Genomic DNA, 24,428 nt, shown 5'->3' on the forward strand with positions numbered 1-24,428 from the left:
TGGGTCTAGGTCGGAGCTCCGCCCTCCCCGGCCAGAGTACGTTCACGCAGGACGAATCCTCCCTCGGCACGGGCGGCGAGTTGCGGCAACGACATGAGCAGGCGCCGCGTATAGGCGTGGCGGGGGGCATCGAGCACCTGATCCCGCTCGCCGCTCTCCACGATGCGGCCCTGCTCCATCACCAGCACCCGATGGGCGATCTGCTCGACCACACCGAGGTCGTGGGTGATCAGCAGACAGGCGAAGCCGTAGCGGCGCTGCAGTTCGACCAGCAGCGTGAGGATCTGCTTCTGTACCGTCATGTCCAGCGCCGAGGTGGGCTCATCGGCGACGATGAAGCGCGGCTTGCGGGCGATCGCCCGGGCAATCGCCACGCGCTGACGCTGGCCGCCGGAGAGTTGGTGCGGGAAGCGTTCCAGAAATTCCACGCCGAGCCCCACCTCGTCGATCACCTCGTTGACCCGGGCCAGGCGCTGGCCACGGTCGAGGGCCGCATCCAGCCGCAGCGGCTCGTCGACGATCTGGCGCACGCGCATGCGCGGATCCAGCGAGGAGAACGGGTCTTGCTGGATCATTTGACAATCGAGACGCCAGGTGCGCCGCCGCGAACGGTCCATGCCGGCAAGCGAACGACCGTCGAAGCACATTTCACCGCTATGCAGCGGCACCAGGCCGACGATGGCCTTGGCCACCGTGGTCTTGCCGGAACCGCTGGCGCCGACCAGCGCCACCGTTTCGCCCCTGGCCACTTCGAGGCTGACGCAATCCACGGCGCGCTTGCTCACGGTGGGCCGGAACCAGCGTCGGCGGCCGGCGTATTCGATCACCGCACGCTGCAAGGCCAGTACCGGATGCTCGGCGGGAGCCGGCGGCGCCAGCGCCACCCGCCGTGGCAGTGCATCGAGCAGCTTGCGGGTATAAGGATGGCGCGGCGCGGCCAGTAGCGCCACCGTCTCGCCTTGCTCGACAAGCTTGCCCTGGCACATCACCAGCACCCGCGAGGCGTAGTGGGCGACCATGGCCAAGTCATGGCTGATCAGGATGGTGGCATTGCCCGCTTCGCGGGTCAGTGCCAGCATGGTCTCCATCACCTCGCGCTGCACCACCGCGTCCAGTGCCGTGGTCGGCTCGTCGGCGACGATCAGCGCCGGCGCCATCAGCATCACCGAGGCGATCATGATGCGCTGACGCATACCGCCGGAGAACTCATGGGGATAGCACTCCAGCAACGCCCGGTCGCGAGCGAGCCCCACCCGTTCGAGCATGGCCAGGATACGCCGCTCCCGCTCGGCGCGCTCGAGCCGGGTATGCAGCTTGAGCCCTTCGTGGAGTTGCTGGCCGATCCTGAGCGCCGGGTTGAGCGAGGTCATCGGCTCCTGGAAGATCATGCCCAGGCTATGGCCTCGCAGGGTTTTCAGCGCCTCCAGGTCGTCCAGGCGGTAGTCGTTGCCCTTGAAGCGCATCGAGCCGACACGGCAGTTCACTCCCGAAGGCAGCAGCCCCAGCAGCGAGCGTGTGGCCAGGGTCTTGCCGCTGCCCGATTCGCCGACGATGGCGATGGTCTCGCCCTCGGCGACCGCGAAGCTCAGGTCGTCGACCACGAGCTTGTCGTTGATCTCGATGGTCAGACCGCTGACGGCGAGCAGCGGAGAGGCGTCGTCAAGGCTCATGGTTTCATCCTCGGGTCCAGGAAGTCGCGCAACGCATCGCCCAGCAGGTTGACGCCGAGCAGCGCGAAGGAGATGCACAGGCCGGGAAAGACCGCCAGCCAGGCGGCGTCGGCGAGGTTCTCGCGGCTGGCGGCGAGCATGTTGCCCCAGGTCGGTCGGGGGGGCGGCACGCCCAGGCCGAGGAAGGAGAGCGCGCTCTCGGAGATGATCGCCCAGCCGAGCATCGAGGTCGCCAGCACGATCAACGGCGCCAGGCAGTTGGGCAGGATGTGGCGCGCCAGGATGAAGGGTTCGGAATGCCCCATCACCCGGGCGGCCTCGACGTAGTCGCTCTCGCGCAGGCTGCGCACGGTGCCGCGCACGATGCGCACCACCGAAGGGGTATAAGCCAGCGCCAGGGCGAGGACGATGCCGTAGCGGCTGTTGCCCAGCACGCTGAGCAGGCCCAGGGCGAGCAGGATGCCGGGGAAGGCCAGCAGGGTATTGGTGATCATCATCACCAGCCGGTCCACCAGGCCGCCCAGGTAGCCGCTGAGCACGCCCAGCCAGACGCCGGCGAACACCGCGGCGAGTACCGTGAGCAGCGAGATCGACAGCGTGGTGAAGGCGGCGTCCATCAAACGGCTGAGGACGTCGCGACCGAACTCGTCGGTGCCCAGCCAGTGCAGCGTGTCGGGAGCCTGGAGACGGCCCAGGATGTTGATGCGCAGCGGATCGAAGGGCGTCCATACCAGGCCGACCAGGGCCGCCGCCACCAGGATACCGAGCAGCAGGCCGCCGAGCAGCGCATTGAGCGGGGGAAGCGAGAGGCGTTTCATGTGTCTTTCACCCGCGGATCGAAGAGGGGATGAATGGCGTCGATGACGATGTTCACCAGGATGTAGAGCGCGGCGATGAACAGCATGCAGCCCTGCACCACCGGGTAGTCGCGGGCATAGATCCCCTCCACCAGCAAGCGTCCCAGGCCCGGCAGGGTGAATACCGTCTCGACCACGGCGATGCCGCTGAGCAGGTTGCCGAGCATGATGCCCAGCAGCGTCAGGGTGGGACCGAAGGCATTGGGGAAGGCGTGGCGCGCCAGTACCGTACGCTCTCCCACGCCCTTGGCGCGGGCGTGGGAGATGTAGTCCAGGCGCAGCACCTCCAGGGTACTGGAACGCATCATCCGTACCAGGGTGCCGCTCTCCACCAGTACCAGGGTGATCACCGGCATGATCAGATAGAGCAGACCGCGCTGGAAGTTCTCCGCCAGGGAGACGTAACCCACCACCGGCAGCCAGCCCAGGTGCAGGCCGAAGAACAGCAGCAGCAGCAGCCCCATCCAGAAGCTCGGGATCGACAGCAGCAAGGTGGAGATCGCCACCAGCCCCACGTCGAGCCTGGAGTTCTGTTTCCATGCCGCGATCATGCCCACCGGGATGGCGATCAGCGCGGCGATGACGATGGCCACCGCCACGATGCTCAGGGTCACGCCGAAGCGGCGCAGGATCAGCGGCAGGATCTCCTGGCCGGTCTGGATCGAGCGGCCGAAATCGCCCTGCAGCACCTGACCGGTCCAGATCAGGTATTGCTGCGGCCAGGGCAGGTCGAGGCCCATCTGCTGGCGCACCCGGGCCAGGCTCTGTTCGGTGGCCAGGTCGCCGAGCAGCAACTGGGCCGGGTCGCCCGGCACCAGCCGAAGCAGCAGGAAGATCAGCACCGAGACCAGAAACAGGGTCGGCAGCGAGGCGCCAAGGCGCCTCACGATATGCAGGAACATGAGACTCTCCGGATCAGAGAATTGTCCTTACGGCCCACATGCGCGGGTTCTCGCCGAACCACGGCGTGAAGCCCTCGACATGCTCGCGATAGGCCGCCACCGATACACCGGGGAAGAAGAACAGCAGCGGCGTATCCTCGATCATCATGGTGTGCAGTTCGTCCACCAGGGCCTGGCGACTGGCGTCATCCTCGGTGCGCGACAGTTCACCGATCAGCGCGATGGCCTGCGAGTTGTCCCACACCTTGCGCGGTTCCTGACGCTTGTCGCCGGTGATCTGCTCGAACATCAGCGCCGGATCAAAGCGCGGCGAGTAGGTGAAGGACATCATCTGGTAGCGGCCACGAGAGTAGCGATCGAGCTGGGTCGCCCACTCCATGGTGTTGACCTGGGCATTGATGCCCACCTCCTGCAGCATCGCCTGGGCGATGATCGCCACGTTGTAGCTGGGCACGACGGGGCGACGGTTGGCGATGATCTCGATGGGCTCGCCATTGTAGCCGGCCTCCGCCAGCAGGGCGCGGGCGGCCTCCGGGTCGTACTCGTAGCCCTGGGCCTGCATCTCGCCATACCATGCCGAGGCAACCGGCACATTGGAGTTGCTCGGCGTACCCAGTCCCTCGCTGCTGCCCAGCGCGGCCTGCTCGGTGTCGATGGCCAATGCCATGGCACGGCGGATACGCGGGTCGCTGAGCAGCGGGTCCTGAGTCTGGATCAAGAGGCCATTGCGCTGACCGTTGCTGGCGACCGCCAGCTCGACTCCAGGCACTCCCCGCAGCGAGCGCGAATCGGCGGAGCCCAGCATGGCGGCATCGATGTCGCCCGATTGCAATCCAGCCACCACCGTGGCCGGGTCGGGTACAATCAGGATGCGTACGGTTTCGATCGTCGGCTGTTTGCCGCCAACGTAGCCGTCCATCGGCTCGTCCCGGGAGACATAGTCGTGGAAGCGGTTGAGCTCGATGGAACGGTTGTGGTCCCAGCGCCCGAACTTATAGGGACCGGTGCCGATGGGTTCGATCCAGTTGCCCTCCTCATCCACCGAGTCGGGATGCACCACCGCCACCACACCGCAATCGGGACGGGCCATGGTGGCCAGCAGCAGGGCGCTGGGCTCGGCCAGGGTCATGGTCACGGTGTGCTCGTCCGGCGCGCTGACGCCGGTGACTTCCAGGCCGACGGTACCGTCGAAATCGGCCAGACAGCGCCACTCGGTCTCGGGGTCCATCCAGCGATCCCAGCTCCACACCACATACTCGGCGGTCATGGTCTCGCCGTTGTGGAAACGCACCCCTTCGCGCAGATGGAAGGTATAAGTCAGGCCATCCTCGGAGATGTCATAGCGCTCCGCCAGCATGGGGCCGACGCTGCCGTCCTCGCGGTAGCCCACCAACCCTTCGACGACATGCATCATCACGCCATCGGTGTTGCCGTCGCGGTTGACTCCGGGCTGGGTACTGCGCATGTCGGCGTTCATCGCCACGGTGACCGTCTCGTTGGAGGCGGCCTGGGCCAGCGATAGACCGCACAACATGAGCAGCGGGATGGGAAGCAGAAATTTCATGACGGTGTTACCTTTTTTAGTTGTTGATGTATCGCCTGAGTGCGAAGTGATCCTAGCGGTCAGCTCCATTCACCGGTCCCTCTGAAAGGGGCCTGCTTCAGACGGTAGTGGGTGAATTCACGATTGACGGCCGGCAGCGGTGCCACTTCGAGAATGCCCCGGGCCGGCTGCATCATCACCATGGCGACGGTGGCCGACAAATCCCCGCGAAATCCGGGGCGCGGCGGGCGACACACCGAATAGGGCGAGCCGAAATCGTCGAAGAAGGCGGCCTTCAGATCGTCCACGCCGATCCTGTCGCCGCACTCGTCGAGGTGCCTGCGTACCCGCCAGGCGCGATAAAGGCTGTCGGGAGAGGTGGCGACGCCGCGCTCGCACAGCTTGCCCAGAGCGACGTCGCTCAGCCAGTTGTTGGCGTGTACGATCATTCCCGCTTCGGGATAGAGTGTGTAGCTCTCGTCCGGGGCGCACTCGAAGTCGATGGCGAAGCCCTCGGCAGTGGCCAGCATCATGTTGTTGGAGCCGGACTTCGGCGTGGTGGCCACGACCCGCATCGCCAGCGCCATGTGCTCCTGCTCCAGCACCTTGCGCCGGATCAGTGACAGCGGCACGCCGCTGTGACGGTAGTCGCGCTCGCAGCCTAGGAAGTTGGCGGTGATGGAGAGTCCCGAGCCGTTGAGGCCGCTGCGCGCCAGGCCGCCGGCCTCGACGAAGGTGAGTAGTTCCGGCCCCTCTTCGCGCTCCACCCGCAGCACCACCGAGGTCTCGGCGCACTCGGCGCGCCAGTCCCAGTTCTGGCCATGTATCACTTCGCCGGTGGCACTGCGTTCGGGCAGGATCACCGCGCCGGTACAGCCATCCTCGTCGGTATCGTCGGGAGCGGGATGCGCCTTGGCCAGGCGCCGCGCCCGGGAGATCACCTCGGTGCGGGCGTTGATCATCACGATGTCGCCAAGCGCCACGCCGGCCCCTTCGGCGATGCCGCGCATCTCCTCCAGGTAGTCGACATCGAAGCGTTCGATCTCGGCGGCGAAATCGTCGATCAGCCGCTGACGTTCGGCGCCCGCGAGCCCCAGTTCGCCAAGCTGGTCGCCGTACACCGCCACGCTGGCATGGATACGCATGCGGGCCTGCTCGCCGTATTGGCGGCCACGCTCGCGTGGAGCGCCGCCGATTTCGATGAGAGGAAAAGGCGCGGGCTGGGTCATGCTCCGATCTCCTTGGCCGAGCTCTCTTTGGCGGCCCCCTGGGAATGGTTGCGCGTTTCGAGCACGCGCTTGAAGAACGCCTTGACCACCGGCAGCACCTTCATGCCGTCGTGGGGCACGTTGGGCACGATGGCCTGCTCCACCTGCATGCCATGGCCCTCGAGGCTGGCGCGCAAGGCGTTGTTGCGGTCGATGCGTGTCGGCCCGGCATCGTTGATGCCCTCCCGCCAGCGCCTCGACCCGGGCTGGTGATTGATCTCCCAGGTCTCGATATCGGCGGCGCCCACCACCAACTGGATCGTCACTTCGCGCATCGTCTCCAGATCGATGGGATGGCCGAATACCCGCTCGAAGTCACGGATTCCCACCCACCAGTCGCGCTTGTCGTCGAGCAGGGTCACCGCGCCGGGGGCGCCGATGGAGGCCGCCAGCAGTCGCTCGGGATGCAGATAGAGAAAACGGTGGCAGAAGTGACCGCCGCCGGAGTAGCCGAACATCAGGAAGCGCGAGGCATCGATGCCGAGCTCCTGGCTCACCTCGTCGATGATGGCCAGCATCGCCCTGTCGTAGCGGATGTCGCCCTCGATGATGTACTTGTAGCCGTCCGGCTCGCCGTCACCGCAGGGACCCACCGGAAACAGCGGCACCAGCACCACGCAGCGATGGTACTCGGCGAACTCGGCGAAGGCGTCGCGATAGGCGCTCATGGTACGTCCGGTGCCGTGCACCGCCACCAGCAGGGTATAGGCGCCCGGATCTTCATCCAGCCCCTCGGGGACATAGAGACAATAGGCAAAACGAGGATCGTGGCGGCTGGCAAACACTGTAGTGCTGCCGCGCCGGTACATCTTCTTGTAGCGCTCTGAGGGCGCTTGTTCGGCATGCATGGGCTTGACGACTCTTTGTTGTGAGGGTGGGGAGTGAATCGGCCGATGCTGGCAGTCTAACCACACACCAAAATTGGTGCCAATATTTTTTCACAAAACATATCCTCTTTTGGCTTTTGTTATTCGCTACCCTAAACTGGATGGATGTGCCGTGGCACGTATGAGGGAAGAAGATGGAGAGAAGCGAGTGAAAGAAAGAGAAACGGCCCTGGCGGACCGCATCGCCCGCGATATCAATATCGGCGAACTGCCTTCGGGAACCTGGCTCAAGCAGGTCGACCTCGAGCAGCGCTACCGGGCCTCACGCGCCGGGGTACGCAGGGCGCTGGACCAACTGGTCTCCGAACGACTGGTGGAACACGTACCCAATCGCGGCTACCACGTCTGCATGCTGGACGAAGTGCAACACCGCCATATCGATGAGATCCGCGCGGTACTCGAAAGCGCCGCCGCCGCGGATATCGTGGCCCATGCCGATGACGCCGAGATTGCCCGTCTCACCCAACTGGCAAAGGCTTTCAACGAGACGATTCACCGAGGTTCATTGCTGCAGCAGTACGAAGCCAATCTCGCCTTCCACCGTCAACTGCTCTCGAACTGCACCAACACCGAGATGGTGGCGTTGATCTTCGCTCAGCGCGGCCGTATCCCCGGTGCCCGCATCGGCCAGTGGGTCACTCGCGAGATGGCGGAGCAGTCGAGCCGGGAACACTTCGCCATGATCGATGCGATCAAGCAGCGTGATGCCTCGCTGCTGGCCCAGCGCATACGACGGCATATCCTGAAGTAACAGCACCGTATACGCACGACCCCGCCTGGTTGGCGGGGTCGTCGAACGCTACAGGGCTTTTCAACTCATATCGAACGCCGCCGATAGCTGCGATACTCCGGCGTCCAACTGCTGCGCTCGATGGCCTGGCGAAGCTTGATGCCGTTGGTCATGAGTGCCACTCCCTCCTGCTGGGCCTGGGCGGCCACGTCAAAGGCAATGGTCTTGCTGAGTTCACGGATCTGGGAAAGCGGCGGCAGCAACGCACCTTCACCATGCTTGACCAGGGGTGCTTCCCGGGCAAGGGCGCGAGAGGCGGTCATCAGCATGGAGTCGGTGACCCGCTTGGCGCCGCTGGCGACGACCCCCAGGCCGATGCCAGGAAAGATATAGGCGTTGTTGCACTGGGCGATGGGGTAGGTCTTGCCGTCGTAGACCACTGGCTGGAAGGGGCTGCCGGTAGCCACCAGCGCCTTGCCATCGGTCCAGTTGAGCACGTCCCAGGGAGTGGCCTCGGCACGGGAAGTGGGGTTGGAGAGCGGCATGATCAGCGGCCGCTCGCAGCCGTCATGCATGGCTCTCACCACTTCCTCGGTGAAGATGCCCTTCTGGCCGCAGACTCCGATCAGTACCGTGGGTTTCACGCGCCGGGCCACTTCGGGCAGCGCCTGTCCTTCCCACCCCTCGGTGATGGCCGGATCGTGGGCCAGCCTGCGCTGGAAGTCACGCAGCCACGCCTGGTCGGATGTCACCAGGCCTTCCCGATCGACCATGAAGACGCGGGAGCGCGCTTCCTTCTCGCTCAAGCCCTCGGCCTGCATGGCCACCACCACCTGTTCGGCGATGCCGCAACCAGCGGAACCCGCACCCACGAAGACCACCCGCTGGTTGGCTATCGTTTCGCCACGCGCCTGGCATGCCGCCATCAGGGTACCGACACAAACCGATGCGGTGCCCTGCACGTCGTCGTTGAAGCAGCAGAGCTGGTCGCGGTAACGCTCCAGCAGTGGCACGGCATTGGCCTGGGCGAAGTCCTCGAACTGCAGCAGCACGTTCGGCCAGCGGCGCTTCACCGCGGCGATGAAAGCCTCGATGAAGGCGTCGTACTCTTCCTGCGAGATACGCGGATGGCGCCAGCCCATGTACATCGGGTCGTCCAGCAGCGTCTGGTTGTTGGTGCCCACGTCGAGCATGATCGGCAGCGTATAGGCGGGGCTGATGCCGCCGCAGGCGGTATAGAGGGCCAGCTTGCCGATGGGAATCCCCATGCCACCGATACCCTGGTCGCCAAGGCCGAGAATGCGCTCGCCATCGGTCACGACGATGACCTTGACCCGCCCCTTGGTGGCACTGCGCAGGATGTCGTCCATGCGCTCCCGGTCCGGGTAGGCGATGAACAGGCCACGGTGATTCCGATAGATATTGGAGAACTCTTCACAGGCCTGCCCCACCGTGGGGGTATAGATGATCGGCAGCATCTCCTCGAGGTGCTCCGAGACCAGACGGTAGTACAGGGTCTCGTTGTCGTCCTGGATGGCGCGAAGGTGAATATGCCGGTCCAGATCGCTGTGACACTGGCGATACTGCAGGTAGGCCCGCTCGGCCTGCTCCTCGATGGATTCCACGTTCTGCGGCAACAGCCCGATCAGGTTGAACTCGAGCCGCTCCTCACGGGCGAAGGCGCTGCCCTTGTTGAGCAGCGGCATCTCGAGCAGTGAAGGGCCAGAATAGGGGATATAGAGTGGGCGTTTTGGTTCGGTGGTCATCTTTGATCTCGATGCGTTGACTGGAATCCGGGCCGTAGGCGCTCTGACGACGCCTTGGCGCCAACTTTATCATGCCCGGACAGTCACGGCGCCCCGGCTCAGCTTCCCTTCACCCGCGCGGGCTGGCTCGGCCCACCGGTGAAGAAGAAAGGACGAAGCCTGACTCCCACCACGTTGCCGGCAAAACCGGCCACCAGCCACACCCAGCCGTGCAGGCTGCCCGAGGCGATCCCGCTGAAGTAGGCGCCGATATTGCAGCCGAACGCCAGGCGAGCCCCATAGCCGAGCATGAGCCCACCGATCACCGCCGCAGCCACCGATCTCAGCGGAATACGCAGGCTGGGCGCGAAACGACCCGCCAGGGTGGCGGCCATCATGGCACCAAGGATGATGCCCACGTTCATTATCGTGGTGATGTCGCTCCATACGCTGGCGCGCAACGCCGCGGCGTTGTCCGGTGTCTGCCAATAGCCCCAGCCAGTGACGTCACCGCCCAGGAACTCATATCCCTTGGCGCCCCACAGGGCGAAGGCGGAGGTAATGCCCCATGGACGGCCAGCCAGGGCAAGGGTGGCAAAATTGAGCAGTGCCAGCGCCACGGCACCAAACAGCAGGGGCCAGGGGCCGACGAGCCAGCGCTGGCTGTGGACGTTGATTCTCGGTGCCTCTTCAAGCTGCCCATGGCGGCGCTTTTCCATGACCACCGTGAAGAGGGCAATAGCGGCGAACAGGGCCAGACTGACCAGGATGCCTCCCCCGGCACCGAACTCATGGACCAGTGAAGTCGGCTGGAAGGCCGGCAGGCCTGACCACCATGTGAAATGGGCACTGCCTATTACCGAACCGACGATGAAGAACAGCAGGGTGATCACCATGCGGGCGTTACCACCGCCAGCGGTGAACAGCGTACCGGAGGCACAGCCGCCGCCCAGCTGCATGCCGATGCCAAATAGAAAAGCGCCAAACACCACCGATACGCCGATCGGCGAGACGAACCCCGTCACCTCGCGACCGAACAGGGTGCCGGCACTCAACGCCGGAAAGAAAAGCAGCACGGCAATGGTCAACATGACCATCTGTGCACGCAGACCACGCCCACGGCGCTCGCTGATGAAGACCCGCCAGGCGGCGGTGAAGCCAAAGGCGGCATGATAGAGCGCCATACCGAGGGCGGCCCCAACCATCATCAGGATGCCCATTCTTGCCTCGAAGGCAATGCCTAGCGCCAACGCACCCGCCAGCAGCAGGACTGCCAATGTCTGGGAAGCGATCAGCGGTCGACCCGCTGTCAACATCGGGTTCATTCGTACACTCCCTTGTTCGGTTCAGCCGAATGGCGATGGCGACGACAGGCGCACGACGCCTGGCACCAGAGCCTTTAGCCTAGTCGCTCCATCGATACGAGAAAAATGTGGCCCGAAAGCCCGAGGGCGCCATGCAGGGTGCCCTCGTGGCAATGCGGATGAATGGTATCAGGCGAAGCGGCCAAGCCCCACGGCCTGGCGCAACCGGTCCAGGAAGGGAGCGGCCTCGGCACGTGCCCGCTCGGCACCCTTCAGCAGCACCTGCTCGATATGGCCAGGGTCTTCCATCAGCGCCAGGTAGCGCTCGCGGGGCTCGCGCAATTGCTCGTCGAGGGACTCGAAGAGCCGATTCTTGGCCTCGCCCCAGCCGATGCCGGCTTCGTACTCCGCCCGCAGGGCCGCCGTTTCCTCGGCGGTGGCGAAGGCTGAATATATCTGGAACAGGGTGCAGGTATCCGGGTCCTTGGGCTCGCCCGGCTCCAGCGAGTTGGTCTTGATCTTGCGCACCAGCTTGAGGAGTTTCTTTTCGGCAACGAATAGCGGAATGGTGTTGTTGTAACTCTTGGACATCTTGCGTCCGTCGAGACCGTTGAGCGTTGCCACGCTGTCGTCCACCACCGCCTCGGGCTGGGTGAAGTAATCGCCCTTGTAGAGATGATTGAAGCGTCCGCCGATGTCGCGTGCCATCTCGATGTGCTGGATCTGGTCGCGCCCCACCGGCACCTTGTGGGCGTTGAACATCAGGATATCGGCGGCCATCAATACCGGATAGCCGAACAGGCCCATGGTGATGCCCTTGTCCGGGTCCTGGTTGCCGGCGGCCTCGTTCTCGGCCACCGCCGCCTTGTAGGCGTGGGCCCGGTTCATCAGCCCCTTGGCGCAGACACAGGAGAGCATCCAGGTGAGCTCGGGAATCTCGGGCACGTCGGACTGGCGGTAGAAGATGGCGTTGTCGGTATCCAGGCCCAGCGCCAGCCAGGTGGCAGCGATCTCCAGGCGCGACTCCCGCACCCGCTGCGGGTCCTGGCACTTGATCAGGGCATGCAGGTCGGCGAGGAAATAGTAGGACTGGACGGTCGGGTCCTGACTGGCCGCGATGGCGGGCTTGATGGCGCCGACATAGTTGCCCAGGTGTGGGGTACCGGTGGTGGTGATGCCGGTGAGAACGCGTGTCTTCTGGGATGCTGCACTCATGGAAAGCGGACTCTGCTAGCGGAAATGCCCGCTATGGTAACGCGAGGGGGCTGACAAGGCGACTGGCCAGGATAGCGGGGCCCCGGGGGCAGGTTGCCAATGAGGTCATTTGCCAGGGAAGGCAAATGTAGCGTCCAGGGAAGGATTTACAGCGCCTCATTGGCAACCTTTGCCGCCGGAACAGCCCCGCTGGCTGCGGCTCAGCCGTAAACAGCCAGTTGGGCTCGTTGCCCCACAAGAGCAAGAGACCTTCCATGGCATCGAACCTCCACTACGGCCGGTCCCCGGTGCCGCTCGCCGAAGAGCCGCTTATCGAGGCGGCGCTCGACGATTACCGAACCAGGCTAGCGGGATCGACAACCTCCAGCCCAAAGGCCTCGGCCACCGCAGCGTAGGTGACCTGGCCGTCGTGCACGTTGAGCCCCGGCAGGAAGTGGGCATCGTCGGCCAGTGCCTTCTGCCATCCCTTGTCGGCCAGTGCGATGACGAACGGCATCGTCGCGTTGGTCAATGCCTGGGTGGACGTCCGTGCCACCGCCCCCGGCATGTTCGCCACGCAGTAGTGGACGATGCCGTCGACGATGTAGGTCGGCTCGGCGTGGGTCGTCGCACGGCTGGTCTCGAAGCAGCCGCCCTGGTCGATGGCGACGTCGACCAGCACGCTGCCGGGCTTCATGTCGCCGAGCATCGCACGAGTGATCAGCTTGGGTGCGGCGGCACCGGGAATCAGCACGGCGCCGATGATCAGGTCGGACTCGCGCACCATCTGGTCCAGCGCGTCGGCCGTCGAGAAAATGGTTTTCATGCGACCCTGGTAGCGGTCGTCGAGCACCTCCAGGCGCGGAATCGACTTGTCGAGTACCGTGACCTCGGCACCCAGGCCCAGGGCCATGCGGGCAGCGTTTTCCCCCACCACCCCGCCGCCGATGACCGCCACCTTGCCCGGCGCCACACCGGGCACACCGGGCAGCAGCACGCCCGATCCCCCCTGTGCCTTTTCCAGGCCGTGGGCACCGGCCTGGACCGCCATGCGCCCAGCCACGGTGCTCATGGGTGCCAGCAGCGGCAGGCCACCCTGACGGTCGGTGATGGTCTCGTAGGCGATGCAGGTGGCGCCACTCGCCATCAGTCCGCGGGTGAGCGTCTCTTCGGCAGCCAGGTGCAGGTAGGTGAACAGGGTCTGGCCACGCTGCAGCCGAGCCACTTCCTCCGGCTGGGGCTCCTTGACCTTGAGGATCAGCTCCGCGTCGCTCCAGATGCTCTCCACGTCCGCGTCGAGTCTGGCGCCTGCCGCCTCGTAGCTGGCGTCGGGGAAACCGGCACCTTCGCCAGCGCCGGCCTGTACGGCAACGGAATGGCCACGCGCCACCAGCTCGCGAGCCCCCGTGGGGGTCAGGGCGACGCGATATTCATGGTTCTTGATTTCCTTCGGCACGGCAATTTTCATGGGGAACTCCTGAGCATGGGCAGCATTATGGTTGCGTCAGGAATCCATTACAGCACAGGCAGGCCATACACGAAGTATCCACGATACAAAACGGTAAAAATGGATATATCATCGTTTTCAAGCAGAAAATCATATCAATCGAGGGCCTTCCAGCCAGAAAATCTGTCATCGCTATTCGGCCACGAGCGCCCCGCCATAGGTGGCCGCGTATTCCGCCGGTAGCCGGCGCGGGCGTCCGCTGGAAAGTTCGATGCAGGCGAAGCGGGTACGCGCCCGTAACAGGGTACGGCCGTCGGCCGGCCGTCTCAGTTGGAAGCGTCGCGTCAGGGTCAGCCGGCCATCGCAGCCGACGATCCAGGTCGCCAGTTTCAGGTGATCGCCCTCGAAGGCGGGCGCCAGGTAATCGAGTTCGTGACGATGTACGGCCATGGCCCGGTCCAGTACCCGATAGCGGGCCAGATCGAGGCCCAGGTACTCCGAATGGGCCCAACTGACCCGCTCGACCCAGCGCAGGTATTCAGCATTGTTGGCGTGGTCGTATTCATCGATGGACGAGGCGCCGACCTCGATGTCGATCACATAAGGATCGGGCAGGTCCCATTCCAGCGTCATGTCAGCTCTCCCTTGCAGAACCACACTGCCAGCAAGTCTCGAAGGCGCCTTCCAGGTCTTCGCCACAGCCGGGGCAGGTCCAGGCGGGCCGATCACCGCCACCGGTCATGGCAACGTGGATCACCGCCTCGGCATGCTCACGGTTGTGCGGCGCCACCCATACCTCCGGCTCGCATTCACCCAGCGGCAACTCGCCGGCACCGCCGCCAAGGGTCATGTTGCGCAGTTCCACGGAAATGCCGGCGGCGGCCAGCACGTTGCGCACGTGGCTGACCAGCAACCCGTTGGAGTGAGCGAAGACACGAACGTATTGGAATTCGGCCATAGGCACAGAGACAGTCGCGAGCGAAGGCCAGACAAGGCAAAAAGTGGTGCTTACGAGCCTGTAAACGAACCATTTTAACCGATTTCAACGCAGTATGGCCAAGCGCAGCGGTGTCCCCCTCAATCCCGGAAAACGCGGACACCCAGCGCCTTCAGATAGGATGTCTCGGGAATCGCCGGGTGAACCGGATGATCCGCCGCCTGGTGGCCCCGGTAGATGACCTGGCCGTGGCGGTCCTGATGGCGCACCGCGCCACGCACCACTTCCATCAGGCGTTCCGGCGCCAGGTGCATGGAGCAGGAGGCCGAGAGCAGCAGGCCATCGCGGCCCAGCAGGCGTATCGCCTCGCGGTTGAGCTTGGCGTAGGCACGCTCCCCATTGGGGATGTCCTTGCGCTTCTTGATGAAGGCGGGCGGATCCAGGATCACCACGTCGAACTGCTCGCCATCGGCCTTGAGCGCCACCAGGGCTTCGAAGGCATCACCCTCGCCCACCGCCACCCGCTCGTGCAGTCCGTTGAGGGCCGCATTCTCGGCGACACCCTCCAGGGCCTGGGCCGAGCTATCGATGCACAGCACGTCACTGGCTCCGTTTGCCGCCGCCTGGACGCCCCATCCGCCCACATAGCTGAATACGTCGAGCACCCGTTTTCCCGCCACCAGGCCGTTCAGCCAGGCACGGTTGGTCCGGTGGTCATAGAACCAGCCGGTCTTCTGCCCATCGAGTACCGGCACGCTGAAGCGCACGCCATTCTCTTCCAGCATCACCGGCTCGGAGAGCTCACCCTTGACCACTTCGACCTGGCGTTCGAGCTGCTCCTGGCGACGGCCGGACGAGTCGTTCTTGAAGATGATGACCCGCGGTGACACTACCTTGTCGAGCGCCGCCACGATCTCCTCACCGAGCCGCTCCATGCCCAGGGTATTGAGCTGAACCACCAGCACGTCGTCGAAACGATCGATGACCAACCCGGGCAACAGGTCGCCTTCACCGTGTACCAGACGGTAGAAGGGCTTGGCGAAGAGACGCTCGCGTAGCGCCAATGCCTGGTTGAACCGGTGTACCAGGAGCGAACGATCGAGGCGCATGTTGGGGTCCCGGGAGACCACCCGGGCGCAGATCAGCGAGTTGGGATTGACGTACGCCACCCCCATGGCCTTGCCGTTGGCGGCCTCGATGATGGCCTGGGCCCCCGGTTCCATGCCTTTCAGCGGAGTCGTCTCGATGTCGACCTCGTTGGAATAGAGCCAGAGGTGGCCGGCCTTGAGGCGGCGATCGGCATTCTTCTTCAGGCGCAGGTTCTGGGTCACGGTCGTCATCTTCGCTCTTCTCGACATGAGCGGGCGGTGCCTGGCAGCGCCCGGGGAATTCATAGGTTCTGGCGGTCAATCAGTCGGCCGGTCAGCTCTGGCAGTCGGCACAGAACACGCTGGCACGCTGGCCCAGGGTAACCAGACGCAACTCGGCGCCGCAGCGCCGGCAAGCCTGGCCATGGCGGCCATAGACATTGAGCTCTTGCTTGAAGTAACCGGGCTCGCCGGTACCGCTGACGAAATCACGCAGGGTGGTACCACCCTGGGTGATCGCCGCGGCCAGCACCTCGCGAACGGCGGCGGCCAGGCGCTCATATCGCTCTCTCGAGATGCGCCCGGCACTGCGTCGCGGATCGATACCCGCCAGGAACAGGGCCTCGGCTGCATAGATGTTGCCCACGCCCACCACTATCGTACTGTCCATCAGGAACGGTTTTACCGCCATCTTCCGCCCCCGGGAGAGCCGATACAACCGCTCGCCACCGAAGGCGTCGCTCAGCGGCTCGGGGCCCAGGCGCACCAGCCGTGGGTCGCTCTCGGCACTGCCGGCCAGCCAGTCGACGAAACCGAAGCGCCGCGGGTCGTGATAGCGCAGCAGTGCGCCATCATCGAATACCAGGTCGATATGATCATGCTTCTTCGGTAGCTCGCCCAGGCGGGCGATACGCAGGCTGCCCGACATGCCCAGGTGCCAGAGCAGGCTGGAGCCCTGCGCATCGCCCCCGGTATCCGATGACGCCACCGGTATCAACAGGTACTTGGCCCTTCGCGCCAGCACACCGACCCGCGCCCCCACCAATCGTTCGATGAGGTCATCCGGCACCGGTACCCGCAGGTGCGGCTGACGTACGATCACTTCCACGATTTCGCGCCCCTCCACATGGGGTGCGATACCGCGGCGTGTCGTCTCGACTTCGGGCAGCTCGGGCATGGGCTCGACCTCTCAGCCGGGCCGCCTGGGCGAACCGGCAAAGGAAACGCTGAACAAACCGGCGAGCGGGTTCAGGCGTTTGCAAACGCCTGAACCCGACGCAGGGCCGGGTTCAGGAAGACAGGTTTGGACCTGCGGCGGGAGCCGTCAAGCGTCGCGAACGACTTACTTGATCTTGGCTTCCTTGTACATCACATGCTTGCGGACAACCGGATCGAATTTCTTGAACTCGAGCTTGTCGGGGGTGTTCCGCTTGTTCTTGTCGGTGGTGTAGAAATGGCCGGTACCGGCACTGGACACCAACTTGATCTTGTCACGCATGACTGCTGTCTCCCTGGACTGTGTCGCTTAGACGGCTTCGCCGCGCTTGCGCAGATCGACGAGCACCGCGTCGATACCTTTCTTGTCGATGATACGCATACCCTTGGAAGAGACGCGCAGCTTGACGAAGCGATTCTCCGACTCCACCCAGAAACGGTGAGAGTGCAGGTTCGGCAAGAAGCGACGACGGGTCTTGCGCTGGGAGTGTGAAACGTTGTTACCAGTCACCGGGCGCTTGCCGGTAACCTGACATACTTTGGACATGGGAGCCTCCAACCGCTTGGCCAGGTGTCAACCTGAGTGTTCAAAACCTGTCGGGCAAACCGGGTACGAGCCCGTTGTAGTTAACCCAAGGGAATTCAAAGGCTGCACTTTATAGCAGAGTGCGCCCCGACAGGCAATAGTAGCCGCGTATTCTACATCTCCTGCCCCCCATTCCTGCAAGCTTTCCTAACCACTCCTATCACCATCCGACCGAAGAAACCTATCCATCCAGCCAGCGAACCGAGCGCAGCCGGCCTCTCACCCTAGGAAGCGCTGAATAAATTGGCGAGCGAGATGAAGCGCAAGGCGCACGGAGCACGGGAGCCGGAGCCTATGGGGGATAGGTGAGGACTCCGAGCACCGCGCAACGCAGCAATTCGCTCGCGCAGCCATTTTATGCAGCGTTTCCTAAAGCCAGCCTCGCTCGGCGAAGGAAACGACCTCCCCGTCCCCGACGACGAAGTGATCGAGCACCCGGATCTCGAACAGTCCAAGGGCCTCCCGCAGGCGGTGGGTGATGCGTCGATCGGCATCGCTGGGCTCGGCGATGCCGGAAGGATGGTTATGGGCGAAGATGATCGCCCCGGCCCCCAGCTCCAGGGCACGACGCGCCACTTCTCGAGGATAGACCGACGCGCTGTCGAGGGTCCCGCGGAACAGCGATTCGAAACGGATCACCCGGTGCTGGGCATCGAGGAACAGCGCAGCGAACTCCTCATGCCCCAGGTGGCGCAGTTGCGCTGCCAGATAGGCCCGCACCAGCGTCGGCGAGGTCAGGGCGTTGCCACGGGCCAGTTGGCAGGCCAGGTGGCGCTTCGACAGCTCCAGCGTCGCCTGCAGCTGAACGAACTTGGCCGTTCCCAGGCCACGCTCGGCACAGAAACGCGACTGGTCGGCTTCCAGCAACTGGCGCAGCCCACCGAACGCCGACAGCAGGTCACGGGCAAGATCCACGGCGGAACGTCCCTGTACCCCCACTCGCAGAAAGATGGCCAGCAGTTCGGCATCCGACAGGGCTTCGGCTCCCAGCGCCAGCAGCTTCTCCCGCGGGCGTTCTCCCTCGGGCCAATCGCGAATCGACATCCTGCCTCCTGGATTCAATTCCTTGATCACATGATGTGTGGACGGTACACAAAAGATTACCGCGGCTGCGCATGCACCGTCACGATGGTAAGGTAGGCGGTCGGATTTCAGTTCAGGAATCATCCATGTCAACGCTGTCCGGTAAGCGCATTCTGCTCGGCATCAGTGCCGGGATCGCCGCCTACAAGAGCGCCCAGCTCGCCCGGCTACTGAAGCAGGCTGGCTGTGAGGTACGCGTGGTCATGACCGACGGGGCGCAGGCCTTCATCACGCCCTTGACGCTCCAGGCGCTGACCGGCGAGCCGGTACGCACCTCGCTGCTCGACCCCGAAGCCGAGGCCGGCATGGGCCATATCGAGCTCGCCCGCTGGGCGGACGTCGTACTCGTCGCCCCGGCTACCGCCGACCTGATGGCGCGCCTGGCCATGGGCATGGCCGACGACCTGCTCACCACCTTGTGTCTGGCCTGCGAGGCCGACAAGGTCATGGCGCCGGCCATGAACCAGGCCATGTGGCGCCACGTGGCCACCCAGCGCAACGCCGAACGCCTGCAGCAGGATGGCTGGCGCCTGCTGGGGCCGGACAGCGGCGACCAGGCCTGTGGCGACGTAGGGCCCGGGCGCATGCTGGAGCCCGAATCGATCCTGACCGAGCTGCTCTCCACCACGGCGCCCGCGGCTGCGCCCCCCCCTGGCGCCGATGCGCGGGGTCTGCATATCGTGATCACCGCCGGCCCTACCCGAGAGCCTCTTGACCCGGTTCGTTATCTGTCCAATCACAGCTCCGGCAAGATGGGCTATGCCCTGGCCGCTTCCGCCGTTCGACGCGGCGCCCGGGTAACGCTGATCAGCGGCCCGGTGTCCCTGCCGATACCCGACGGGGTGGAACGCATCGACGTGGAGACAGCTCTCGAGATGCATGACGCCGCCCGCCGGCTTGCCGCCGACAGCGATATCTTCATCGGCTGTGCCGCCGTGGCGGACTACCGGGCCGCGGCCCGGGCCGAGCACAAGATCAAGAAGCGCAAGGGCGAGCAAGGCATGACCCTGAAGCTGGTCAAGAATCCGGATATCATTGCCGATATCGCCAGCCGCCGCGGGCCCGCCGACCGGCGCCCCCTTGTGGTGGGTTTCGCCGCCGAAACCCGCGATCTGGAGCTCTACGCCCGGGACAAGTTGATCCGCAAGCAACTGGACATGATCGTCGCCAACGACGTCTCGAATGCTGGCCTTGGCTTCGGCTCCGACGACAATGCCGCCCTGCTGCTGTGGCGCGATGAAGAAGGCGAAGGCAGTGAAAACCTGCCACCCCAGACCAAGTCCCGCCTGGCCGAGGCAATCATCGAGCGTGCTCTGTACTGCCTGGGCGTCCGGCCGACGCAATGAATCAGACGCCTTGACGACAAACGAACAGAAGGGAATCCTCATGCCCGAGACCCAGCCCACACGATCCGACACCACGCAGCCTGGCAAGCCTCGACTGGCGGTCAAGCTGCTCGACGAGCGCATGCGCGACTTCCTGCCCCGGTATGCCACCCAGGGTTCCGCCGGCATGGACCTGCGTGCGCTGCTCGACGCGCCATTGACCCTCGAGCCCGGCCAATGCGAGCTGGTGCACACCGGGCTTGCCATTCATATCGGTGACCCGGGTCTTGCCGGCATGATCCTGCCCCGCTCGGGGCTGGGCCACAAACACGGTATCGTGCTAGGCAACCTGGTGGGCCTGATCGATTCCGACTACCAGGGGGAGCTGATGATCTCGACCTGGAACCGAGGCAGCACCACCTTCGTACTGGAGCCATTCGAGCGGCTGGCCCAGTATGTACTGGTACCCGTGGTCCAGGCCGAGCTGCAGGTCGTCGAGACTTTCGAAGCCAGCCTTCGTGGAGAAAACGGGTTCGGCAGCTCGGGACGGCACTGACGTTCGAGCCCACGCATGCCGCCGCCAGGGATGGGCAGGCCGGCATGGCTGTCGCAACCTAGGCATCACTCTGATTCATCATTGTTTGCCAAGGAAACGCTATGAGCCCAGACATGAGCCAAGCAGTACCGGCCTCCATCTTCCGCGCCTACGACATTCGCGGCATCGTCGACGACACCCTGACCGAAGCGACCGTCGAACAGGTCGGCCGTGCCATCGGTTCGGAAGCGGCGGCCCGCAACGAGTCCACCGTGGTGGTGGCGCGTGACGGACGCCTTTCCGGCCCCAGGCTGAGCGAAGCGCTGATACGCGGACTGACCCTCGCCGGGCGCGACGTCATCGATATCGGCATGGTACCCACGCCGGTACTCTATTACGCCACCAACCTGCTCGAGGGCACCGCCTCGGGCGTGATGGTCACCGGCAGCCACAACCCGCCGGACTACAACGGCTTCAAGATCGTGCTGGGCGGCGAGACACTCTCCGGCGAGGCGATTACCGCCCTCTACCGGCGCATCGAGGCCGGTGATCTCGCCGCAGGCCAGGGGAGAGTTCGCCAGGACGATGTCCGCGACGCCTACCTGGACCGCATCCTGGGTGACATCACGCTCGCCCGCCCCATCAAGGCGGTGGTGGACTGCGGCAACGGCGTGGCCGGTGAGCTGGGTCCGAAGCTGATCGGGCAGCTCGGCGCCGATATCGTGCCGCTGTTCGCCGAGATCGACGGCACCTTTCCCAACCACCACCCGGATCCTGGCAAGCTCGAGAATCTGCAGGACCTGATACAGACCGTGCAGGAGACCGGCGCCGACATCGGCCTGGCCTTCGATGGCGACGGCGACCGGCTCGGCGTGATCACGCCAACCGGCAAGCTGATCTACCCCGATCACCTGATGATGGCCTTCGCCGAGGACATGCTGTCGCGCAACCCGGGTGCCAAGGTGATCTTCGACGTCAAGTGCACCGGCAACCTGGCCCGGGTCATCAATGATGCCGGGGGCGAGCCGGAAATGTGGCGTACCGGTCACTCGCTGATCAAAGCGCGCATGAAGGAAACCGGTGCCCTGCTGGCGGGGGAGATGAGCGGCCACATCTTCTTCCAGGAACGCTGGTACGGCTTCGACGACGGCATCTACGCTGCCGCGCGGCTGCTGGAGATCCTCTCCCATCAGGAACTCGACGCCGATGCCTTCTTCGCCCGCTACCCACAGGATATCGGCACACCGGAGATCAATGTCCAGGTGACCGACGAGAACAAGTTCGACCTGGTGGAAAGGATGGCCCGCGAGGGCGATTTCGGCGAGAACGGGATCAAGACCACCCTGGACGGCATTCGTGTCGATTATCCGGATGGCTGGGGCCTGTGCCGCGCCTCCAACACCACGCCCGTGCTCGTGCTGCGCTTTGAAGGCAAGAACGACCAGGCGTTGGCGCGCATCCGCACCTGCTTCGAAGACGCCCTGAAACGGATCGATCCATCGCTGACGCTGCCGAACTGAACGACAGGGCGTTTACCGCACCCGAAAGGAATGACCATGACCGAAACGACTCGCGACCCGCGCCTGGTAGTGGAAGTGCTTTCCGAAGCGCTTCCCTATATCCAGCGCTTCTCCGGCAAGACCGTCGTCGTGAAGTATGGCGGCAATGCCATGACCGAGGACGCCCTGATGGACTCCTTTGCCCGCGACATGGTGCTGATGAAGGAAGTGGGCATCAATCCGGTCGTCGTCCACGGCGGTGGCCCGCAGATCGGCGATCTGTTGGCCAAGCTGAAGATCGAGTCGCGCTTCGTCAATGGAATGCGGGTCACCGATTCGGAAACCATGGACGTGGTGGAGATGGTGCTGGGTGGCCTGGTCAACAAGGGCATCGTCAACCTGATCAACCAGTGCGGCGGCAAGGCGATCGGCCTGACCGGCAAGGACGGCTCCCAGATCCGCGCCCGAAAGCTCCAGGTAGAACATCAGACGCCGGAGATGACCGTGCCGGAGATCATCGACATCGGTCATGTGGGTGAGGTCGAACACATTTCCACCGATCTGATCGAGATGCTTGCCGAGCGCGACTTCATCCCGGTCATCGCCCCCATCGGGGTCGATGGCGAGGGTCACAGCTACAACATCAATGCCGACCTGGTGGCTGGCAAGGTGGCCGAGGCACTCGGCGCCGAAAAGTTGATGCTGCTGACCAATGTCGCTGGCCTGATGAACGCCGAAGGCGAGGTGCTGACCGGGCTCAGCACCGCCCAGGTGGATGGTCTGATCGCCGATGGCACCATCCATGGCGGCATGCTGCCGAAGATCCGCTGCGCCCTGGACGCCGTGAAGGGAGGTGTCTCCAGCGCACACATCATCGACGGCAGGGTTCCCCATGCCACCCTGCTGGAGATATTCACCAATGCCGGGGTCGGCACCCTGATCACCGACGCCGAACATCAAGGCAACGACGCCGCCTAAACAACCAAAAAGATAACATCGACATGACGCAGGCAACTCAACCATCCAGCCGACGGGAGCAGATTCTGCAAGCTCTCGCCCTGATGCTGGAGGAAGACAGCGGCAAGCGCATCACCATCGCAGCCTTGGCTCGCCAGGTGGGTGTATCCGAAGCCGCCCTCTACCGACACTTCCCGAGCAAGGCACGAATGTTCGAGGGACTCATCGCCTATATCGAAGAGACCCTGTTCGAGCGCATCACCCGAATTCTCGACGAGATACCCGAGGCGGTGCCGCGTTGCGGCCAGATTCTCACGCTACTGCTGGCCTTCGCCGAGAAGAACCCCGGCCTGTCGCGGCTGCTTGGCGGCGATGTCCTGACCGGCGAGACCGCACGGCTGCGGCTGCGCATCCATCAGCTCTTCGAAAGGCTGGAGACACAGCTCAAGCAGGTACTGCGAGAAGCGGAGCTGCGCGAGGGTCGCCGATCCACCCTGCCCGTATCGGCGGCGGCCAACCTGCTGGTGGCCCAGGCCGAAGGGCGGATATCCCAGTACGTGCGCAGCGACTTCCAGCGCCGCCCTACCGAACACTGGGACGACCAGTGGGCCCTCCTCTCGGCCCAGCTGTTGCGCGAGGCTCCGCAGACGGCCTGACCAGGCTGTATCGGGCGCCCGCACAGACGACACAGCCCCGGTCATTGACCGGGGCTGTTGCGTATCGGGGAATCCAGGCTCAAGCCGCCAGCGTATCGCCCAACTGCTGACGGATCTTCTTCATGGCGTTCTTCTCGAGCTGGCGAATGCGCTCGGCGGAGACACCGTAGACATCGGCCAGTTCGTGCAGGGTGGCCTTGCCATCGGCAAGCCAGCGCTGCTGCAGGATATCGCGGGAGCGCTCGTCCAGCGCCTCCAGGGCCAGCTGGAGCCGACGGTTGGCATCGCCTTCCCAATCGCTGTCTTCCAGCTGCACGGCCGGATCGGCACCGGCATCGTCGAGATAATGCGCCGGGGCCTGATAGACGGATTCCTCGTCGTCGTTCGGCGCGGCATCGAAGCCGGCGTCGTGTGCCGACAGGCGGCCTTCCATCTCACGCACCACCTCTGGCTTGACGTCCAGGTCCCTGGCGATGGCGTCGACTTCGTCATTGTTCAACCAGGCCAGGCGCTTCTTGGCGCTGCGCAGGTTGAAGAACAGCTTGCGCTGGGCCTTGGTGGTGGCGATCTTGACGATGCGCCAGTTGCGCAGCACGAACTCGTGGATTTCCGCCTTGATCCAGTGCACCGCAAAGGAAACCAGCCGTACGCCCTGATTGGGGTCGAAACGCTTGACCGCCTTCATCAGACCAACGTTGCCTTCCTGGATGAGATCGGCCTGAGGCAGGCCATAGCCGGAATAGCTGCGCGCGATATGCACGACGAAGCGCAGATGCGACAGTACCAGACGGCGCGCCGCTTCCAGGTCGCCATCGTCATAAAGGCGAAAGGCGAGCTCGCGCTCTTCCTCGGCGGTCAGCATCGGAATGCCGTTTACCGCCTGAATGTACCCGTTGAGGTCATGGCCCGGCGATAACTGTCCCACCGGTAGAAGACTGGTGCTCATGTGCAGGTTGTCTCCCTCGAAACCTAGTACGTGCTGTTCGTGACCGCCATGTTT

At 64.3% G+C, this 24,428-nt stretch carries 24 protein-coding genes; 6 read left to right on the plus strand and 18 right to left on the minus strand.

Going from position 1 to position 24,428, the window contains the following annotated elements; all coding sequences use genetic code 11:
* Positions 1 to 5: 5 nt before the first annotated feature.
* Genes C1H69_RS07470 through C1H69_RS07495 form a run of 6 tightly spaced genes read right to left on the minus strand, consistent with a single transcriptional unit; the run spans position 6 to position 7,088 of the window.
* Complete coding sequence (locus C1H69_RS07470) at positions 6 to 1,670, minus strand: dipeptide ABC transporter ATP-binding protein (RefSeq protein WP_102652777.1); 1,665 nt, start codon at positions 1,668 to 1,670, stop codon at positions 6 to 8.
* On the minus strand, positions 1,667 to 2,488 hold the full coding sequence (locus C1H69_RS07475) for an ABC transporter permease (protein ID WP_102652778.1): 822 nt from the start codon (positions 2,486 to 2,488) through the stop codon (positions 1,667 to 1,669). The genes C1H69_RS07470 and C1H69_RS07475 overlap by 4 nt, the downstream gene beginning before the upstream one ends.
* Positions 2,485 to 3,429 (minus strand): ABC transporter permease, encoded by a 945-nt coding sequence (locus C1H69_RS07480; RefSeq protein WP_102652779.1) that lies wholly within the window; start codon positions 3,427 to 3,429, stop codon positions 2,485 to 2,487. The genes C1H69_RS07475 and C1H69_RS07480 overlap by 4 nt, the downstream gene beginning before the upstream one ends.
* Positions 3,430 to 3,442: 13 nt before the next feature.
* Positions 3,443 to 4,993: an ABC transporter substrate-binding protein gene (locus C1H69_RS07485; protein ID WP_205738433.1), complete on the minus strand. Its 1,551-nt coding sequence runs from the start codon at positions 4,991 to 4,993 to the stop codon at positions 3,443 to 3,445.
* Between the two features lie 59 nt (positions 4,994 to 5,052).
* Positions 5,053 to 6,201, minus strand: a complete 1,149-nt coding sequence (locus C1H69_RS07490; protein ID WP_102652780.1) for a C45 family autoproteolytic acyltransferase/hydrolase — start codon at positions 6,199 to 6,201, stop codon at positions 5,053 to 5,055.
* A complete protein-coding gene (locus tag C1H69_RS07495) occupies positions 6,198 to 7,088 on the minus strand; it encodes an alpha/beta hydrolase family protein (protein WP_102652781.1) in 891 nt (296 codons plus the stop codon). Before C1H69_RS07495 ends, C1H69_RS07490 begins: the two co-directional genes overlap by 4 nt.
* 187 nt (positions 7,089 to 7,275) lie before the next feature.
* Between C1H69_RS07495 and C1H69_RS07500 the strand changes: the two genes are divergently transcribed.
* Positions 7,276 to 7,878 carry a GntR family transcriptional regulator gene (locus C1H69_RS07500; RefSeq protein WP_205738434.1) on the plus strand — a complete coding sequence of 201 codons (603 nt, stop codon included), beginning with the start codon at positions 7,276 to 7,278 and terminating at the stop codon, positions 7,876 to 7,878.
* A 65-nt stretch (positions 7,879 to 7,943) separates the two neighbouring features.
* Here C1H69_RS07500 and C1H69_RS07505 read toward each other — a convergent pair whose 3' ends face one another.
* From C1H69_RS07505 to radC, 11 genes are all read right to left on the minus strand, one after another.
* Positions 7,944 to 9,623 carry an NAD-dependent malic enzyme gene (locus tag C1H69_RS07505; RefSeq protein ID WP_102652782.1) on the minus strand — a complete coding sequence of 560 codons (1,680 nt, stop codon included), beginning with the start codon at positions 9,621 to 9,623 and terminating at the stop codon, positions 7,944 to 7,946.
* A 98-nt stretch (positions 9,624 to 9,721) separates the two neighbouring features.
* Entirely contained in the window at positions 9,722 to 10,918 is a 1,197-nt protein-coding gene (locus C1H69_RS07510) for a YeeE/YedE family protein (RefSeq protein WP_240609872.1), read from the minus strand.
* A gap of 177 nt (positions 10,919 to 11,095) precedes the next feature.
* On the minus strand, positions 11,096 to 12,121 hold the full coding sequence (locus C1H69_RS07515) for a tryptophan--tRNA ligase (RefSeq protein ID WP_102652784.1): 1,026 nt from the start codon (positions 12,119 to 12,121) through the stop codon (positions 11,096 to 11,098).
* Between the two features lie 331 nt (positions 12,122 to 12,452).
* Positions 12,453 to 13,568, minus strand: a complete 1,116-nt coding sequence (ald, locus tag C1H69_RS07520) for an alanine dehydrogenase (RefSeq protein WP_102652785.1) — start codon at positions 13,566 to 13,568, stop codon at positions 12,453 to 12,455.
* 171 nt (positions 13,569 to 13,739) lie between these two features.
* Positions 13,740 to 14,174 (minus strand): acyl-CoA thioesterase, encoded by a 435-nt coding sequence (locus tag C1H69_RS07525; protein WP_102652854.1) that lies wholly within the window; start codon positions 14,172 to 14,174, stop codon positions 13,740 to 13,742.
* Positions 14,175 to 14,181: 7 nt separating this feature from the next.
* Positions 14,182 to 14,505: a putative signal transducing protein gene (locus tag C1H69_RS07530; RefSeq protein WP_102652786.1), complete on the minus strand. Its 324-nt coding sequence runs from the start codon at positions 14,503 to 14,505 to the stop codon at positions 14,182 to 14,184.
* Between the two features lie 119 nt (positions 14,506 to 14,624).
* The gene (locus C1H69_RS07535; RefSeq protein WP_102652855.1) at positions 14,625 to 15,815 is read right to left on the minus strand and encodes a class I SAM-dependent rRNA methyltransferase; all 1,191 of its coding nucleotides are present in this window, start codon (positions 15,813 to 15,815) and stop codon (positions 14,625 to 14,627) included.
* 91 nt (positions 15,816 to 15,906) lie between these two features.
* Entirely contained in the window at positions 15,907 to 16,749 is an 843-nt protein-coding gene (mutM, locus tag C1H69_RS07540) for a bifunctional DNA-formamidopyrimidine glycosylase/DNA-(apurinic or apyrimidinic site) lyase (RefSeq protein ID WP_102652787.1), read from the minus strand.
* Between the two features lie 165 nt (positions 16,750 to 16,914).
* Positions 16,915 to 17,070 (minus strand): 50S ribosomal protein L33, encoded by a 156-nt coding sequence (rpmG, locus tag C1H69_RS07545; RefSeq protein ID WP_086509014.1) that lies wholly within the window; start codon positions 17,068 to 17,070, stop codon positions 16,915 to 16,917.
* A 27-nt stretch (positions 17,071 to 17,097) separates the two neighbouring features.
* Complete coding sequence (gene rpmB / locus C1H69_RS07550) at positions 17,098 to 17,334, minus strand: 50S ribosomal protein L28 (protein WP_066451038.1); 237 nt, start codon at positions 17,332 to 17,334, stop codon at positions 17,098 to 17,100.
* Positions 17,335 to 17,742: 408 nt separating this feature from the next.
* The gene (gene radC / locus C1H69_RS07555) at positions 17,743 to 18,417 is read right to left on the minus strand and encodes a RadC family protein (protein ID WP_102652788.1); all 675 of its coding nucleotides are present in this window, start codon (positions 18,415 to 18,417) and stop codon (positions 17,743 to 17,745) included.
* A 125-nt stretch (positions 18,418 to 18,542) separates the two neighbouring features.
* On the opposite strand from radC, the gene coaBC reads away from it, so the two are divergent.
* From coaBC to slmA, 5 genes are all read left to right on the plus strand, one after another.
* Positions 18,543 to 19,802 carry a bifunctional phosphopantothenoylcysteine decarboxylase/phosphopantothenate--cysteine ligase CoaBC gene (gene coaBC / locus C1H69_RS07560; protein ID WP_102652789.1) on the plus strand — a complete coding sequence of 420 codons (1,260 nt, stop codon included), beginning with the start codon at positions 18,543 to 18,545 and terminating at the stop codon, positions 19,800 to 19,802.
* Positions 19,803 to 19,842: 40 nt separating this feature from the next.
* Positions 19,843 to 20,337 carry a dUTP diphosphatase gene (gene dut, locus C1H69_RS07565; RefSeq protein WP_102652790.1) on the plus strand — a complete coding sequence of 165 codons (495 nt, stop codon included), beginning with the start codon at positions 19,843 to 19,845 and terminating at the stop codon, positions 20,335 to 20,337.
* Between the two features lie 113 nt (positions 20,338 to 20,450).
* Positions 20,451 to 21,836 (plus strand): phosphomannomutase/phosphoglucomutase, encoded by a 1,386-nt coding sequence (locus C1H69_RS07570; protein ID WP_102652856.1) that lies wholly within the window; start codon positions 20,451 to 20,453, stop codon positions 21,834 to 21,836.
* A gap of 36 nt (positions 21,837 to 21,872) precedes the next feature.
* Positions 21,873 to 22,793: an acetylglutamate kinase gene (argB, locus tag C1H69_RS07575; RefSeq protein ID WP_102652791.1), complete on the plus strand. Its 921-nt coding sequence runs from the start codon at positions 21,873 to 21,875 to the stop codon at positions 22,791 to 22,793.
* Positions 22,794 to 22,816: 23 nt separating this feature from the next.
* Positions 22,817 to 23,428 carry a nucleoid occlusion factor SlmA gene (slmA, locus tag C1H69_RS07580; protein WP_102652792.1) on the plus strand — a complete coding sequence of 204 codons (612 nt, stop codon included), beginning with the start codon at positions 22,817 to 22,819 and terminating at the stop codon, positions 23,426 to 23,428.
* Between the two features lie 79 nt (positions 23,429 to 23,507).
* Here the strand turns inward: slmA and rpoH are convergent, their stop codons facing one another.
* On the minus strand, positions 23,508 to 24,374 hold the full coding sequence (gene rpoH, locus C1H69_RS07585; protein WP_102652857.1) for an RNA polymerase sigma factor RpoH: 867 nt from the start codon (positions 24,372 to 24,374) through the stop codon (positions 23,508 to 23,510).
* Positions 24,375 to 24,428 lie beyond the last annotated feature (54 nt).

Origin of the sequence: Billgrantia endophytica, from assembly GCF_002879615.1 — a bacterium.
GTDB lineage: Bacteria > Pseudomonadota > Gammaproteobacteria > Pseudomonadales > Halomonadaceae > Halomonas > Halomonas endophytica.